The sequence below is a fragment of the Paenibacillus hunanensis genome (assembly GCF_014645615.1).
GTDB lineage: Bacteria > Bacillota > Bacilli > Paenibacillales > Paenibacillaceae > Saccharibacillus > Saccharibacillus hunanensis.
In genome coordinates, this window is record NZ_BMMB01000002.1 from 398,476 (window position 1) to 414,770 (window position 16,295).

Annotated in this window: 13 protein-coding genes; 2 read left to right on the forward strand and 11 right to left on the reverse strand. The window is 47.0% G+C overall.

All coding sequences use genetic code 11. The features are described 5' to 3' along the window. Positions 1-2: 2 nt before the first annotated feature. The 4 genes from IEX62_RS05160 to IEX62_RS05175 all read right to left on the reverse strand — a co-directional run bounded on the left by IEX62_RS05160 (position 3) and on the right by IEX62_RS05175 (position 5,655). The gene (locus IEX62_RS05160) at positions 3-1,379 is read right to left on the reverse strand and encodes an amidohydrolase family protein (RefSeq protein ID WP_188774343.1); all 1,377 of its coding nucleotides are present in this window, start codon (positions 1,377-1,379) and stop codon (positions 3-5) included. Between the two features lie 566 nt (positions 1,380-1,945). After that, complete coding sequence (locus tag IEX62_RS05165) at positions 1,946-2,773, reverse strand: carbohydrate ABC transporter permease (RefSeq protein WP_188774344.1); 828 nt, start codon at positions 2,771-2,773, stop codon at positions 1,946-1,948. Further along, positions 2,773-3,639, reverse strand: coding sequence for a carbohydrate ABC transporter permease (locus IEX62_RS05170; protein ID WP_188774345.1), 867 nt, complete (start codon positions 3,637-3,639; stop codon positions 2,773-2,775). The genes IEX62_RS05165 and IEX62_RS05170 overlap by 1 nt, the downstream gene beginning before the upstream one ends. A 780-nt stretch (positions 3,640-4,419) precedes the next feature. Continuing rightward, positions 4,420-5,655 carry an ABC transporter substrate-binding protein gene (locus tag IEX62_RS05175; RefSeq protein ID WP_188774346.1) on the reverse strand — a complete coding sequence of 412 codons (1,236 nt, stop codon included), beginning with the start codon at positions 5,653-5,655 and terminating at the stop codon, positions 4,420-4,422. A gap of 633 nt (positions 5,656-6,288) precedes the next feature. Between IEX62_RS05175 and IEX62_RS05180 the strand changes: the two genes are divergently transcribed. Next, positions 6,289-6,591: a hypothetical protein gene (locus IEX62_RS05180; protein WP_188774347.1), complete on the forward strand. Its 303-nt coding sequence runs from the start codon at positions 6,289-6,291 to the stop codon at positions 6,589-6,591. A gap of 109 nt (positions 6,592-6,700) precedes the next feature. Next, entirely contained in the window at positions 6,701-6,976 is a 276-nt protein-coding gene (locus IEX62_RS05185; protein ID WP_188774348.1) for a YesK family protein, read from the forward strand. A gap of 159 nt (positions 6,977-7,135) precedes the next feature. Here the strand turns inward: IEX62_RS05185 and IEX62_RS05190 are convergent, their stop codons facing one another. The 7 genes from IEX62_RS05190 to IEX62_RS05220 all read right to left on the reverse strand — a co-directional run bounded on the left by IEX62_RS05190 (position 7,136) and on the right by IEX62_RS05220 (position 16,283). Further along, a complete protein-coding gene (locus IEX62_RS05190; RefSeq protein WP_188774349.1) occupies positions 7,136-8,785 on the reverse strand; it encodes a sensor domain-containing diguanylate cyclase in 1,650 nt (549 codons plus the stop codon). 191 nt (positions 8,786-8,976) lie between these two features. Beyond that, positions 8,977-9,402: a hypothetical protein gene (locus IEX62_RS05195; protein ID WP_229685624.1), complete on the reverse strand. Its 426-nt coding sequence runs from the start codon at positions 9,400-9,402 to the stop codon at positions 8,977-8,979. Between the two features lie 391 nt (positions 9,403-9,793). Further along, positions 9,794-11,923: a serine hydrolase domain-containing protein gene (locus tag IEX62_RS05200; protein WP_188774350.1), complete on the reverse strand. Its 2,130-nt coding sequence runs from the start codon at positions 11,921-11,923 to the stop codon at positions 9,794-9,796. A gap of 151 nt (positions 11,924-12,074) precedes the next feature. Next, positions 12,075-13,364 carry a sensor histidine kinase gene (locus IEX62_RS05205; protein WP_188774595.1) on the reverse strand — a complete coding sequence of 430 codons (1,290 nt, stop codon included), beginning with the start codon at positions 13,362-13,364 and terminating at the stop codon, positions 12,075-12,077. After that, on the reverse strand, positions 13,364-14,104 hold the full coding sequence (locus IEX62_RS05210; protein WP_188774351.1) for a LytR/AlgR family response regulator transcription factor: 741 nt from the start codon (positions 14,102-14,104) through the stop codon (positions 13,364-13,366). Before IEX62_RS05210 ends, IEX62_RS05205 begins: the two co-directional genes overlap by 1 nt. A 77-nt stretch (positions 14,105-14,181) precedes the next feature. Further along, positions 14,182-15,114, reverse strand: coding sequence for a copper amine oxidase N-terminal domain-containing protein (locus tag IEX62_RS05215; protein WP_188774352.1), 933 nt, complete (start codon positions 15,112-15,114; stop codon positions 14,182-14,184). A gap of 29 nt (positions 15,115-15,143) precedes the next feature. Then, positions 15,144-16,283: a WG repeat-containing protein gene (locus tag IEX62_RS05220; protein ID WP_188774353.1), complete on the reverse strand. Its 1,140-nt coding sequence runs from the start codon at positions 16,281-16,283 to the stop codon at positions 15,144-15,146. Positions 16,284-16,295: the final 12 nt, after the last annotated feature.

The window sequence follows — 16,295 nt, forward strand, 5'->3', positions numbered from 1 at the left end:
AATCAGGAATACACCACACGACCCGCATCTGTAAATGTATATTGCTCAGCCAGGTACTCGCGACTTTGTAGCGCTAGCTTACGCACACGCTCCAGATCAACGCCTACGAGTTGACCATTACGCTTCACGGCACGTCCGGCAACGAATACATTTTCTACATTCGACGGTTGCGCAAACTGCACGACCGCGCCGATCGGATCGATCACAGGCAGCACATTCAGATCGGAGGTACGAATCATGATCAAGTCTGCTTCATGCCCCGGCTTCAATTGACCGATACGATGATCCAGCTTGAGCGCTCTTGCTCCAGCCGTTGTCGCCATCTCCAATGCCTGCGCCGCCTGTACATTCAGCTCACCGGGCATATTACCCGAAGCAATAATCTCCTCGTTCACACGTGCACGCTCTGCTTGTAGGGCAAACTTCATCTGCGTAAACATTTCTCCCGCAGTCGAGGTTACTACGTCTACGCCAAGAGCTGGCATTCCGCCCTGCTCCATAAAGAAGCCTGTCGCCGGATAACCGTGTCCCATCATCATCTCCACCTCAGGGGTTACCGATAACGAGGCTCCAGCATCTGCCAGCATACGGTATTCATCGGCAGACATTTTGTTACCATGCACCATATTCAGATCCGAGCCAAGCAAGCCTGCTTCATACAATCGCGTTACCGAATGATCCGTAGCTCCCCAGTTACCAAAGCCAATATGCATTGAACAGACTGCATCCAGCTCGCGTGCAATACCAATCTCCTTGACCGTTGTATCCCAGTGACTGAATTCTGGTCCTCGGATCGCTAGACCCAGTGTTAGCAGCTGATCGTTGGATGCAAAATACTGCTTTTTCACCCGATACACATCATCGGATAACACCAGTCGACTTTCTCGATTCCAATACTCGGTCTCTCCGTTTACCCCAAGCGCAAATACCGCTCGCATCCCCGATTCCTGTAAGCCGCGAATCAGCTCATCCGTATGCTCGGGTGAATAGGGCATACTCCAATCGAGCAATGTGGTCACCCCGGAGTTAAGCGCTTCCAATGCACCTAGTAGATTGGCAATATAGCTATCCTCTGGACGCAACCGACTCCCCAGTCCCCCATAATATAGATTTTGCAAATAAACAGGTAACGACCAGTTCGTCCCTGCCGTACGCACAAGTGATTCCCATACATGACGATGCGTATCCACCAGCCCCGGCAGGATGATCATCTCTGTCGCATCGATCGTCTCATAATCATGCTCTGATACGTGCAGATTCGGGCCGATCTGCTCAATGCGCGAGCCATCGATCAGCACATCGGCTTGCCGATAGCTGCCCAGCACGCTGTCCATCGTTAATACCGTTCCATTTTTCAGAAGATAGCCTTTAGTTCTCATAAGATTTTCCTCCTTCATCATGTAAGAAATGTACGATATGTTGCTTCTCCAAAATCACTTGCTCATTGAACTGCGTGTTAGAAGAGCACTAACACTATAAATGGTATTTTTGGGATTTTCATGATATATAATACATTATATAAAAGTTATTTACAATCAAAAAGTTAGTTGAAAGAAATACTAGTAGGCGGTCTTATGTAATTTAGGTTGGGAGCTGACGCTACTTCTGATAAGGAATTAGGGAGTATCCTCAGGTGGAGCCTCGGAATCTTTTAAAAAGATAAAAATGAAGATTGCTCCGCTCTGTGCTTCTTCCAACATGATAGTGATTACAAACCAATAGAGTACGGCTCCACTGTATCGAATGACTCGAAGAGCAGTTTGAAGACATGCATCAGCAGCTTGAACGTGTTAGATACAACGTTGGATCGTATAGAGGAAATATACTATTGGGAATGAATTAAAATAGCCTCTTCGATGCAAACTGTACGTTGCATGGAAGAGGCTTGTGTTTGTTCGTGGATTAGTGGAGAAGTAACAATAGAGAGAAAAATGGAGCGAACTGTTTATTTTACCGATCCACGAGTGACTCCACTGATGATCCACTTTTGGGCAAAGAGATAGATGATGATCATCGGCAGCATCGCCAGCAAGTAAGAAGCGAAGGCGAGATTGTAATCGGTGTTGAATTGTCCCTGGAAAATGTATTGTACGAGCGGCAAGGTGTACATGTTCTGATCGCTAATGATAATGAGCGGTAGCAAAAAGTCATTGTACGTCGACAGGCAAACCAGAATCCCTACGGTTGCATTGATCGGTGCCATCAATGGGAAAATGATACGCCAGAATGTTCCCCATGTGCTCGCCCCATCGACTGTTGCGGCTTCCTCCAGCGCGACGGGAATGGAGCGAATATAGCCGACATAGACGAATACGTTAAAGGCAAGCGCATATACGGTATGCAAAATGGTCAAGCCGATCAGGTTGGTCATATGCAGGGATGCGGTCAGCTTTACGATCGGCAGCATAATGATTGGAAATGGAATGAACATCGCGCTGACAAAGTAGAAATACAACCCTTTGAAAAATTTACTGCGCTGCATATTGCGTCCAATCGCATAAGCGACCATCGAGTTGGTCAGTAGCGTGAGCACCACTGTACCCGTTGTGACCAACACGCTATTGCGGAATGCTTGAAAGAAGTTGGTCACTTCAATCGCATTGGCGAAGTTATCGAAGCGCCAGTTCGTTGGCAATCCGAACAGCGATTGTGCCATCTGCTGTGGATCTTTTAGCGCAATGGTAAGCGCCATATAGAGTGGGAATAGAATGACGATCGTGCCGAGAGCAACGAGGATGTTGATCGGCCAATTGGTTTTCCGTGTATCCTGCATTACATATCCATCTCCCTTCTCTGGAGGAAACGAATTTGAACAATGGAAATAACGGCGATGACGATAAAGTAGATGACCGAGTTCGCCGATTGATACGCGAACTCGCCGCCTTCAAAACCACCCGTATAGATGAGGAACGAGATCGATTGGGTGGCACGACCGGGCCCGCCATTGGTCAGGGCAACGATCTGGTCGAACACCATGAGCGCATTTTTCATCGCCAATACCATATTGATCGTGAAAAACGGGGCGATCAGCGGAAACGTAATGCTCCAGAATTCGCGCCATTTGCTAGCACCGTCAAGGCTGGAGGCTTCATACACATCGCTCGGGATCGTCTGCAAGCCTGCCAGATACAGAATCGTATTCAGAGCAATACCCTGCCAGACGGCAACGATCACGACACCGACCCATGCCAGACTTTCATTACCGAGAATGTTAGTCGACAGCGATTGAATGCCCAGCGTCTGTCCCCAGACGGTAAACACGTTGGAGAACAGGTAGTTGAATATGTAACCAACGATCAATACGCTCAAAATATTCGGCAGAAAATAAATACCACGGAAAAAGTTACGGAGTCGAATACTGGCATTCAGCCCGAGTGCGATCAGCAGACTGAAAATATTGACCAAGATCGTTACTACGACAGCAAACTTGATCGTAAACCAGTAGGCATCGCCGACCACATTGTCGGTAAACAGGTTCACATAGTTGCGCAAGCCGATAAAATCATACGTTTTACCAAAGCCGTTGTAATTGGTGAAGGAGTAATACACACCTTGAATGGCTGGCAGTGTTAGAAATAAGAAAAACAGCAGTACGGCGGGAATGGTCATCCAGTAGAAGGTGTACATGCGTTTGGACATCGGGATGGCTCCTTTCTTACTGTGAGTGGACGCTTAATTTTTTACAGGTGCGTGGGAAGGCACTTTTCTTAAAGCAGCGTTGCTGAGAGACTGGGTTGCTGGGATGGGCACCACTTCGGCAAGGAATAAGGGAACGGACTCGGTGGAGCCGCGGGAATCTACCGGATTAGGAATGAATGTAGATTCCCGCCCCTCCAAAGCTGTAAGATATTTTGCTACGCAAAAATCACTTTTTATTGAACTCCGTGTTAGGAAATCACTAACACTGTAAGTCGTCCTTTTCCCTTATTTCCTTGCCTTCGTTCTGTGCTGCTCGCTGCATGTTTGCTTGTACATTTGAGAAAGCAATAGTCGTTGAAAAAGTGGACTCTAACCAAGTAGGCTCTTAGCGAACGTTTGTCTGATGCATCATTTGTAAAAGAGGTTAAGCTTCTTGTGGTGGGTGTAGCAGTTGGAAGAGCATGATGAATATGCGAATAGTATCACTTGGCGCTTTGGTTTATTTTTGAGATATGAATATATTTTGGAGGCGTTAGCTCTGAGCATGTTCGGGAACATAGTACATGTTGGCGTGTTGCTCGATGCCACCGCTACTTATGAATTAGTTACCGCATGTGCTGTTTCATGGCTCATATGAATGTAGTGGTTAGGTTGAGTCGTTTAATTTTGATGACCTTTATGCTAGAACAAAGGTACGTTTAAAGGTGTATTTATAGATACAGGTATTTTGAATTCACTTGAACTGTGCTTGTAGCTCTTATATTAACTCACATCTCGCCCTTAACTGGCTCGGCGGGCGGCTACTTTGTTCCATTCTTTGTCGAGGGTGCTCAGGAAGCCGTTGATGTCTTTGTTTTGTAAAAAGGCTTGGACGGTTGGGTTGAGTTGGACGGCGCTTGGGATGTAGTGGTCGACGAAGTCGACGATTTTGCCCTGTTCGAAATAGGGCAGTAGTCCGGATACGCTGTCGTCTTTTTGTTGTACGCCATCGACGGCGGAGAACAGGTTTTGTTGGTCGATGTATTGCTGGCTATTTTCGGGCTCTAGCAGGAAGGATAGGAATTGCTTGGCTTCCTCTGGATGCTCGGTTTGGGCGGAGATCGCGAGCAAGGTATCGACGCCGGCGGTGAGCTTGGTTTGGGATTCGTCATTGCTTGCTGGCAATGGGAAGAAGCCTAGCTTGATATCCGGGTTGACTTTACGAATCTCGGAGATTGCCCAGCTGCCTTGAATGTACATCGCGGCTTGTCCGTTGCCGAATGCGCGGTTACCGTCGGAATAGCCTTTACCGAAGTTATCGCTATGTCCGTAGTTGAGCAGCTCCAGCTGCTTTTTGGCGACCTCCTGATAGGCTGCCTGGAAAGTCGTTTTGTTCTCGCGGCGCTCTTTGTAAAAGTCGATGCCAACGAGTGAGCCGCCCATATCGTTAAATGGCAGATTGCTTTGCCAGTCGTCTTTGTACGTAAAATAGAAGGGGATCACGCCTGCGTCTTTGGCTTTTTGTGCGGTCGCAATCAGTTCATCCCATGTTTTTGGAACGGACAGATGGAGCTTTTCAAAGATCGCCTTGTTATAAATGATACCGCTTGCATTAAGCGCAAATGGAACGCCTGTGACCTCCTGCATGCCTGTCACATCATTAAGCATCTGCACGTATTGCGGATTCACCTTTTTCAATAATGGATCATTGGTCAGATTGAGGAAAATTCCACTCTGTGCCAGCAAGGAATATGTATCTGTTGCGCCCATACCGATGATGTCTGGCACGGCATTTTTAACGACACGCGTCTTGAGCACGGTCTCTGCATCCGGCGGATTTACCTGACTGACTCGAATATTCGGATGCTCCTTGTTGAACTTGGCAATCAATTCATCGAAGCTTGCTTTTGCTTCCGGCTTGTTCTGGAAAAATTCAAGCTGTACTACATTGCTGCCATTGGTGCTGCCGCCTGTGCATGCTGTCAAAATCAGGACAAGCAGTACGGTCACCATACCTGCACTTCCCCATTTTCTCATGCGATCATCCCTTTCAAGATTAATGGATGGAGCGATACGAACGAATGTGTCAGGGCTGTATCCTTCATTTGCCATTCGTCTCACTCGATGCTTGGTCATAAGCTGAGCAGGCTTGGAATTACAGCTGCTCTTATTTACAGTGGCGATTGAATATTACGATAAACCTCTTGTGAAGCGCTTACAATAAGCACGAAGTCGGAAAAAGCTGGATGAATCGGATGATTTTATTACTTTTGTGCATTTTAAGCAGTTCTCTTTTCCCATACATCCATTACCCTATCGGATGCTATCTAAACTGCTTTATGCCCTGTTTTTTTTGGGGTTTTGCCAATCCTCACTTAGCCGCAGAGGGGATTCCATTTTTCAATATCCTCTGATTCGATGCACCTATTTATCCTTTTTTTAATCGGATACGATTTAATTGTAGGGCTTATAAGAAGCTCACAGGCAATTTATTCCGCGCTGAGTTAGGCTGGCTGTTGCACTTGCCGAATCAAGCTAGAAGCAACGGAATAGTGTACGTCCGAGACTGACTTCTGCTATATTCCTCGGCTTGCCACGTAACGGTATTGCGGTAACGAGATCAGGTGGTAAGATGAACAGGAGACAGATTGATCGAAAGGGGGATTCCATATGCTACACCCGATTCATCCGCTTGTGTACGCTGGACTAAGTGCTGGCTTAGTCCTGTATTTACTGGGACTATTGCTCGCCTATTTTTTAGCTAGACCACGCTTTTTACGTTTTTTACCGGGGCTGCTTGGTCTGGTTGCCAGTCTGGTGCTGCTTTATATGGATGTGTATACCAAGCAAGGGGTATGGCAGGGCATTGCAGCCTTTTCGCTGGCATTGATCGCAATGTGCCTGATTGGACTGGTATTGCTGATGTTCCAGCTTTTTTACCAGCTATCTCGTGAACGTAGCGGCGGCAATTGATGATCACAGCATCATGCGCCATGGGATCAATCCGATGATAGGAATGGATGTTGCCGAACATCGATGGTGCAGATCGATAAGACAAAAGATAGACAGAGGAGGTATAGGTATGGGATTGCTTGGCATTGGTGGTGCAACGGGCATTGTACTACTACTGGTTAGTATCGTACTCACGCGGCGTAATCGAGACTCGCGTACGATTCAGTTTATCCCTGGATTGATCGGTGTTCTGCTAGGGGCACTGATGATGATCTATAGTCTGTTTCAAGCCGGCTGGACGGGTCTGGGTTATTTGATCGTATCAATTGTTATTATTCTGGGCGCGCTGGCTGTCTTGTTCATTATGCTTGTGGTTGGGCCACGGATTGCAGGACAGCGGCGTTAATCGAAGATGTTCTGCGTATACGGTAAATGTCCTGTTACTAATATAGCGTCAAAAAAAGCCTGTCCTTTTTCGCATCATGCGAATCAGGACAGGCTTTTTGATACGACTATGAATGAGCTGCTTGCATCAGACGAAATCAGTATCCCGCCATGCCAGCCTCTATAACGAAGATACTGATGCCTGTTCCTCATAAAAGGTCATTCGATTCTTCCCTGCACGCTTGGATTGATATAATGCCTGATCTGCCATCCGCATGAGCTCAATCGGATTACCGCTGTCGAGCGGATACACAGCGGCACCGATGCTACAGCCGATTACCACCTTTTCGTATTCCAACACAAACGGGCGATTCAGATTGGTAATAATGTTCTCGCCATAGGCGGTTGCCTGAGCGATAAGCTGATCGCGCTGGGTACGCAGCACGACGAGAAACTCGTCGCCACCCAGACGTACGGTAATATCGCCCTCACTACCGATCTCGCTCAATCGTTGAGCGACCTTTTGCAGTAGATGATCGCCTGCCTGATGACCGAGTGTATCATTTACTTTTTTGAAGCCATCCAGATCGATATAAAGGAAAGCCAACTGCTGCTGCTGTTCATCGACAGATACGATGGTCTGCTCCAGATAGTTCTCCAGCGCTGTACGATTCGGCAAGCCTGTCAAATGATCATAATGCGCGATCGTCTGCATCTGATCCAGCTCTACCTCCTTTTGCACAAGCGAGCGAACCATCCGATTCAGTGAACGCGACAGTATCCGAATCTCCTCAAAGCCTGCCTTTTCTGGCAATGTAACATCTTCGCCAGCGGCAAGTCGATCTGCACGCTTGGTCAGGCGGCGGATCGGCTTCGCAATCTGCCCTGCAACGAACCAACCCAGGATAGCAAATACGATAGCAGCGCAAATCGCAGCAATCACACTAAAACGATTCAGCTCGGTGACGGAAGCCAGTGCTGTCGCCTCAGGCTGCCTGACAAGCACCGTCCAGCCAAGCCCTTTATAATCCATATAGCCTTTGCCATACGCATAACCGGTCAGATACGTTTTACCATCTGGCCATTGCTCCAGCTCCCAGCCACTTCGACCTGTCTGTGCTTCACGGATACTGTTCAGATCGAGTGGCTTACCGACCATATTATTCGGTCCCAGCAGTACCGTCTGATCGTTACGACTAATGATGAACAGGTCGACATTGTTATCGTCACGACGCAGAGAGGACAGCATGGAGCGCTTCACCTCACGCGCCCATTCCCAGCTCATATGAGCGGCTAGCACGCCGATCGTTTGACCGGAACGATTCGTTACCGGAAGGCTAATATCGACGAATTGTAACGGTTCTCCGCTTGGGTTCGGTAACAGCTTTGCAAGCAATACCGCATCATGCACATCTCCGATAAACTTTTGTTGAATCCCTTCCTTGTATACCGGACGCTGGGATAGATCCTTTCCTAACAAAATATTATCAGTCGATGCAACCACCTTGCCCCTCGTATCCATATAACCGATCCATGAGAAGGAAGGAAAGCTCGTTTGAAGCTGCTCCAGCATCATATGAATATCTTGATTATTGTTCGAGTTGATCAACACAGGCAAACGAGCCAGCATGTCCATTTCCCCTGAACGCGTCCACATAAAATTATCCAGCTTATCTGCCGTATCGTAGGCAGTGCTGGATAGCGATTCTCCAATCTCCTCCTTCACACTGTGCGCCGAGTATCGGTTTAATACCAGACCGAGCACAATCGACAAGACCAGTGAGAGCAGAATGAAGATGAGTACCAATCCGGTACGCAGCTTGAAGCTCATACAATTTCCTCCGTATCTCTATGTATGTTGCATGGTTACTTATAAACCGCTCATGATGCTAACTATCTTGCTGTTATAAACTGTATCGGTAAAAGTGATAGTTTTTTGAAGGATAAATTGTACTTTTTTGTAATAAAACCGCGCTATATGTCGAATAAATCTGATCAATCATACGCTCTCATCGCTCAAACTCATTTCAGCCTTGCTAAATGGCTAATCGCTGTACCTACAGCTTGAATCGTATACCAGTTAACCGTAATAAGAAATTCTGCCTGTTCATTGGATAGAAAATACTCCATTCCAAATGCATTCTCCATCAGCTTGCCAACGATACGTGCATCCTGGATCACCACCACCTGCTGACGATCCGCCCCTTCCTGATCAAAAAACATATATACCGGCTCCTGCTCTAGCATTTCGGAGTAGGTAAATTCATGCGGCTCTAACGGAAGCGTGAGTGCCCCAGTTCCAATCGATAGATGGCTCGATGTCTGATCGGGCTTGTATCTAGCCAGTACACGCTCGATATAATGCTGAGCTTGCTGCTGATCCAGTGTAGTGACGTGGATGCCCAGCTGCTGACCGACTTGTAGCAATTCCTGTATGTTCTGTCCCATCGTTATATCTCATCTCCTTCTCGCTTCATGATGACCACCATCTTCACTCTATAGGGATGGCGAGGTTCTGCGCTATAATGCTTTGTTAAGCATACAATGACTGTGAGGATGTGCGACAGATGCTTATAGACTATTCCAATGGAGCGCAGAAGGATACGAAAGAATGGCGGATACACCAGCATCATCATGATGGCAACAGAAGAATTAAAACGAGACGTCAATACAAAAATCCGATTCCCGCCACAATGAACGGAAATCGGATTCTATTTTACGGTATGCTCGCGATGGAGATAGATGAGGATAGGAACTAGATCGGGTAAACGATCCCATAGAAGCGATGTCACTTATTGGCTCATTCTGCTCCCTTCTTCGTACCTCGACTCCGTTCTCTTTACTTCTTCTCCAGCGTAATATTCAATGCCTCTCCAGCCTTGCCGCCGAATACAATCTTCCCGCCCTTTGGCAGTACAGCCGTATTCGAGCCTGTTACAATGGAGAAGCCTACCGGAGTCTGATCTTTATCATATACGATAAATCCTGCATCCTTAGGCAGCTTGACTGTCATTTTCTTACCTGCTGCGCTATCTGGAATGTTAAACCAGCGTACACTGCCCGATGCTGGAATCGTAACGACAGAATGCTTGCTATGATTCAGCTTGCCGATCGCTTCCTCACTCACATAGGTACGACCATCTGCTTGCAAATATTCGACTCCGTTTTGACGGGAAAAGTCCAGATCGAACGTATCGCGACCGTTCATGACTGGAATCTCGACGGCATTGACGGCATGATCGCTATCGACGATTTTTGTACCATTCACATAGCCACCTGAATCATCCAGCTTGATCGTTTTGGTCAGAATCGAAGGCGAGATATAGAAGAAGGAATTAATTTTCTCATCTACTGCATAGTATGACTTGCCCTCGCGTTGCTTCCAGGCTGCTGCTACGGACGCGTCTACTGGATTTTTATCCAGCTTTTGTAGATCATAGAAGGCTAAACGTGCGTGTCCAATGTCCGGGAATACAAGGTCGCTACCAATACGGACATATGTATGTCCATTGATCTGCTTGTCAAAGGCAAGAATCGCGCGGCCATCCTCACTCGTAAATTGTTGATCTCCTGTGTACACATACGCTTGAGCCGGCATCAGATCACTCATCATCGCAGGCATCTCAATCTTGCCGTCCTTGATCGTAATCGTGCGTGTCTCGCCTACCGTAGCGTATAAGCCCTCATATTGCTTCAAGGCTTCTGGCATCTTTTGCTGGACTGGCTTTTCAAATGTAGGCTCAGGGGCAATGGTTGTGATGATGTCATGTTGCTTCAAATATTGCAGCAAAATACTCGTAGCCGCTGTTGTGTTAAATACCGATGAACCCCCGGCTGTCACAAGTGCGATCGAGATATCATGATCCGGCAAGCTGATCAATGCGGAATGATACATGATCGTATCGCCGCCCTTGGTCGCTGCGCGGATACCATAGTCGCCGAAGGGCGCCAGATCGACGGAATCCCAGCCCAATCCATAGCCAAAGGCATTTTTCGTTTCCGGTACCCAGACTCCATTGCGATATTCTGGCTGAAGCATCGCGTCGGTGGACGCCTTCGATAGCAGCTCTGGGTGCTTACCGATCAATACCTCGGAGAATGAAGTCAGCTCCTCAGCTGTTGAATAGACGCCACCTGTGCCGAGAATATTAGCATTTTCAGAGGGAAGCTTATTGAACAGACCTGGCAGACGGACGGGCTCCAGCTGACTGCGATCAAAGCTATCCAGCGGTGTCCTGGTCGCGTTCAGCCCGAGCGGCTTGCTCACCCGCTCCTGCAAAAACTCGCTATAGCTCATGCCGCTCACTCGCTCCACGAGTAGCTCTAGCAGCTGGAAGCCGTCGTTCGCATAAACGGAATACTCGCCGGGATCGGACTTGAGATGCTCTTTGCTCAGATTGCTCAGCAATTGATCGACATTTTGCGTATCGTTATCGTTCATTAGAATCGTATTTTTGTAGTGCGAGCCATATAAGCCAGAGGAATGGTTCATCAGCATACGCACGGTGATTTGCTTGTAGCGCTCATCCGCCATTTTAAAATCAGGCAAGTACGTGGTCAGCGGCTGATCGATATCGACCTTGCCCTCATCGACAAGCATCATCGCCGCAGCGGTTACATACATTTTGCTGACCGAACCGATGCCGAACATGCTGCCTGCGTCGATCTTTTGCTTCTTTCCACTATCGTCCAGTGTCGTGCCGCCGGATAGAACCAGCTTACCGCCATCACGAATCGCATACTGTGCACCGGTCACACCATAGCTCTCCATGAGCGCGGTGACCATTTCCTGTGCTTTCGCTTGCGTTAGATTGCTTTGTCCGGTTGCTGATGATGGCATAGTATAGGTTGCTGTAGAAGGTGTCACAGGTGCAGCGAAGCTCTGTCCTTCTGCGATGGGTAACGTTAGCATTAAGGCAACAAGTGCTGCTGTGCCTGTCTTTTTCCAAATAAGTGTAGATCGTGTCATCTGTTTATTCATCCTCTCGTCTATGTTTTCGGTTCTGCTGTGTATGAACCGAGCATAACGGATAACGAGTATTCGTACGGAAAATTGCCCTGAACAGCACAAAAAGACCCCCGAACGACATGTTCGGGCGTCTTTGCACACTGCTATGGATTCACTCTGAAAAAGGAAGCATCACCATATTATCAAACGTACGAGCTTCAGTTTCAATCGTCATATGACCACCATATTTCTCGCAAATGCGCTGGATATTCGTCAATCCAAAGCCGTGATCGTCTGGCATTGCTTTACGGGTACGCAGCTCATTCACCTGCCGCTCGGTTCGATTACGCACTCGGATCAATAGCGCCGATTCGCTGGAATGAATCTCAATTCGAATCAGGCGATCCTCGGCTTGCCGTACCTCCTTGGAGGCTTCGATCGCGTTATCCAGCATATTGCCCAGCACAATCGACAGATCATAGCGCTCGATCGGTAGCTCGGGCTGCCGCAAGCGCAGCTCGGTGTCGATGCGAATCCCGTTGGCACGTCCAACATTGAGCGCATTGGTTAGCAGCGCATCGATAACCAGATTGCCTGTGTTGATCCGCAAATACGCATGGTCGATATGATTCATTGAGGTACGAATATGCTCAATTGCTTCTTCGCTACGTCCGCGCTCTATATATTCGGCGACGACGAGCATATGCTTATTCGTATCATGGATGATGCGCTTGATCTCCTTAAAGCTATGGACAGTTTTCTCATAATTCGCATCCTGGTAATCCATCTGCCGCTGCAATCGATCATTTTGCAGATTGAGATGAAAGCGAGCGATCAGCGTATCGAGCATGTACACAACAAGCACATTCAATACGATAAAGCCGAAGATCGAGATAAAGTAATGTATATTTTTCTGACTATAAATCGTAAATACGTTCACCAGATAAATGCTAATAATCGGCACACTGAGAAACAGGAGCGAGTATCTTGATTCCAGTGGAAAACGCCGACGCTTCACAAACAGCCGAATCACCAGCGTAATGGCAAACATTACCGTACAGCTCACCAGCAGTGTAATCGATAGCCAGATACGTAGCGGCATATCATTCATTAAAACGGCATTCAGTTGAACGGATGGAATAAACAAGTACATCAGCATCAGATTGATGAGCGTTAGCAGCACAACGAACAAAATGGTGAACATGATTCTAAGCTTCTGCGATACCTCATATCCCTGCGCCATGAGAAAAATAATGCCGACCGCCATAAGTGAGGAAAATAAATCCGGCAAGTCCAGCATTAAATAGGCATAGGTCAGTGGAATAAAAGCGATGATCCAGTATTTTTTGCTCGGTTTACTTTGTTCACTACCAAATACCGTATTAAAAAAGAAATGCAGCTGTACCGTCATCATGAGCGCCGTTCCCAGATTCAGTAGCCATAACAGAATGGTACTCTGCATCATTCCATCCTCAGCACCATAAAGCGTGTGCAGGCATCCTTTACTTCCTTGAGCTTGGAGCGCCCGATCGGCAGCTCCATCCCGTTCGACATAACCACCCGATTCCCGGCAAACTTATGAACATGGGACAGATTAACCAGCACAGAGCGATGAATTTGTAGGAAGCGACCTCCCTTTAACGTATCTGCATAGCTAGAAATCAGCCCGCGTCCATCATGTACATCACGTGTGGTGGTGATTTTCAGCTTGTGCTTTACGGTCAGGCTATTCGCGGCTTCAATCGCGATAATATCATCATGATGCAGCACCAGCTCGCCGTCGGCAGACTTGACGATCAGAATCTCCTGCTCCTTCTCCTCAAAGTAGCGGCATAGCTTGAGCATCTTCTCCGCAAATACCTCTGGATCGACCGGCTTGAGCAAATATTGAAACGTCATCACATCAAAGCTCTCTAGCATATATTCTGCATAGCTCGTCAGGAAGATGATCTGCTCACTCAGCCGCTTCATCTCTCGCAGCTTACGTGCTGTCTCGATACCCGTTAAGCCGTCCATTTCGATATCAAGCACCCAGATATGAAAAGGCTCGCCGCCATCGCTGTAATGCGCCAGCAGCGCTTCGCCTGAAGAAAATTCTTCTGTTGCAAAATCGATACCCGACTTCACCGACAGCTCCAGCAGCATACGCCGTACGTCTTCCCTGCGCTGCTGCTCATCGTCACAAATCGCGATACGATACATGAGGGACGCTCCTTTCGTGAGGTTTTGTTTAAACTACCTGCATCGTGATCATGTACTCGTTGAGCATGTGTATAGCTCTATTTTAGAAGAGATAATTCGTTTGGACTGACAGGAAAGCCTACTTTCGTTTGGGAAGGGTCGGTTTGGCTAATTTCCGTTTCCTTTCCATTCATATCGATAACGCCGTAACGCAAATCCGAGATCGCTCCTCTGAATACATAATAAGCCATCGGAGTTGTCATCGTTGGTCTTTTACCTACTTCTTTGGTGATTGTATAAGGGAAGAACGGTAAGCCTTCATTTTTAGCAGGTACATCCATTTTATAATTAGCTGTCCACAATTCATAACGCTTATTATTTTCCACCTTATAATAGCTAATCAAATCATCTGTAGAATCGAAATATACATCGGATCGACCTACCGGAAAGTATTGAATGATCGTTTGTATTCCGATCGTCGGTAATTCTGCTCCTAACGTAACAGATTCTAGCTCTGTATTTACGGTTCTTGCGGTTTGCAGAGCTTGAATGATCGCCACTTGTTGGGTTGTGGAACTAACATCGCCAATAGTAACCATTCTATTTTGAGCATCCCAGCGTACCTTTTCGCCAATCGATTCACCGATGAAGCGTAGAGGAATCATTACCCTGCCATCTTTTAAAATTGCCGCCTGTGACAATGCAATCGGCTGTCCATTTTGCATGGCATGGCTTTGATTGATCTGTAGTAGTGTTTGCTTGCCAGTTGAAGTCACAGTTACCGTTTTGGTGGTATTGTCCCATGTAACTAGAGTATCCTTTTTCGCGAGTTTGTTGATGACATGGATTGGAACTAGCGTCACTCCATGAAGAACATAAGGTGCTATATCTGAAGAAATGATGCCGTTCTCGCTTACGATTTGGATCGGGTTCGGTGTGGCGTATGTATAGTTGCCCAGCGGCGAGGTGATTAGACCTCCAGCGAAGATAGCTCCGAGTATAGTGGATGCAATATGCTTTGTATGGATCATTTCAATTCTCCTCCACTTCATATCATCATTTATTTACTCAAAATGACAGCAGCTTGATCCGAAATTGAAGCAATGGCTACTCCTTCATGGAAGGGGTAGGCTTTTTTGTATTTTAAAGCAGTAAGCAATGTCCCTCTAGTATCGATGTATCCGAAGGAACGACTTGTTTTGGTCTCGATTCCCACTACAGCTACACCCTCATTGAAGGAAGAAGCTTTATTATATTGGCTATAGTCGATTACAACTTTTCCCTGTTTGTTAATATAGCCGATTTTTCCCTGCTTATTGTATACAGCGGCAAGACCTTCACTAAAGCTTGCTGCGGAGGCATATTGAAAAGGAATCGCTATTTTCCCCTTCGTATCCATATAGCCCCATACGCCTTTGCTATTTTGTACTGCCGCTAGTCCTTCACTGAAATCTCCTGCTGCCTGGTATTGAAGTGGAATCATCACTTTTCCTTGACGATTAATGAATCCGTATTTCCCTGTAGGGTCTTGAACGACTGCTGCACCCTCTGAGAATGTACGAGCATAATCATAGGTATACGGAATAACGATACGCCCGCCTGTGTTCAAATAGCCTGCCTTGCCGTTATCAGCTGAATAGGCTACCGCTAATCCATCCGAAAATTGAAAATCCGAGTCATATGTATGCTCTAACGTGGTTACTTGCTTTCCACTTGTGTTGATCAGTGATCCATGTTCATCTTTATTGTTCTTAACAAAGGCTAAACTGTCCGAAAATGAACTGGCTTCGACATAATGACAGGGGACGACTAATTTACCCTTCGTGTTGATGTAGCCATATAAATGAGTGGCTGTATCCTTCACCAACGCCCGTTGATCGTGAAAATCTGCTACAGGGAAAAGGTTTTTCGCTAACGTAAAGGCGACCTTTCCCTTTTGATCATAAAAGTTCATGTCGCCTGAGCTAGCAGCGGTAAGAATCCGCCCATCGTGGAACGATCCATCGCTTTGTGTAGGTACAGTCGTATATGGGATCGTAGCGTTGTTCACGTTTAAGCTAATTGTTGCTTTACGCTCTATACTGGATACTTGTACGATCTTGCTAGTGGATGAAGCATATATGGACGTTGAAGAACTACCTAATGTTACCGTAATGGTTATAAGCACAGCCGCAGGTATACTCGCCTTTTTGAGATTCATCGTTCTTCGGCT

Coding starts and splice junctions, on each gene's coding strand:
- IEX62_RS05160 (WP_188774343.1), bottom strand. CDS start 1,379: ATGAGAACTAAAGGCTATCTTCTGAAAAATGGAACGGTATTAACGATG.
- IEX62_RS05165 (WP_188774344.1), bottom strand. CDS start 2,773: ATGCAGGATACACGGAAAACCAATTGGCCGATCAACATCCTCGTTGCT.
- IEX62_RS05170 (WP_188774345.1), bottom strand. CDS start 3,639: ATGTCCAAACGCATGTACACCTTCTACTGGATGACCATTCCCGCCGTA.
- IEX62_RS05175 (WP_188774346.1), bottom strand. CDS start 5,655: ATGAGAAAATGGGGAAGTGCAGGTATGGTGACCGTACTGCTTGTCCTG.
- IEX62_RS05180 (WP_188774347.1), top strand. CDS start 6,289: ATGCTACACCCGATTCATCCGCTTGTGTACGCTGGACTAAGTGCTGGC.
- IEX62_RS05185 (WP_188774348.1), top strand. CDS start 6,701: ATGGGATTGCTTGGCATTGGTGGTGCAACGGGCATTGTACTACTACTG.
- IEX62_RS05190 (WP_188774349.1), bottom strand. CDS start 8,785: ATGAGCTTCAAGCTGCGTACCGGATTGGTACTCATCTTCATTCTGCTC.
- IEX62_RS05195 (WP_229685624.1), bottom strand. CDS start 9,402: ATGGGACAGAACATACAGGAATTGCTACAAGTCGGTCAGCAGCTGGGC.
- IEX62_RS05200 (WP_188774350.1), bottom strand. CDS start 11,923: ATGACACGATCTACACTTATTTGGAAAAAGACAGGCACAGCAGCACTT.
- IEX62_RS05205 (WP_188774595.1), bottom strand. CDS start 13,364: ATGCAGAGTACCATTCTGTTATGGCTACTGAATCTGGGAACGGCGCTC.
- IEX62_RS05210 (WP_188774351.1), bottom strand. CDS start 14,104: ATGTATCGTATCGCGATTTGTGACGATGAGCAGCAGCGCAGGGAAGAC.
- IEX62_RS05215 (WP_188774352.1), bottom strand. CDS start 15,114: ATGATCCATACAAAGCATATTGCATCCACTATACTCGGAGCTATCTTC.
- IEX62_RS05220 (WP_188774353.1), bottom strand. CDS start 16,283: ATGAATCTCAAAAAGGCGAGTATACCTGCGGCTGTGCTTATAACCATT.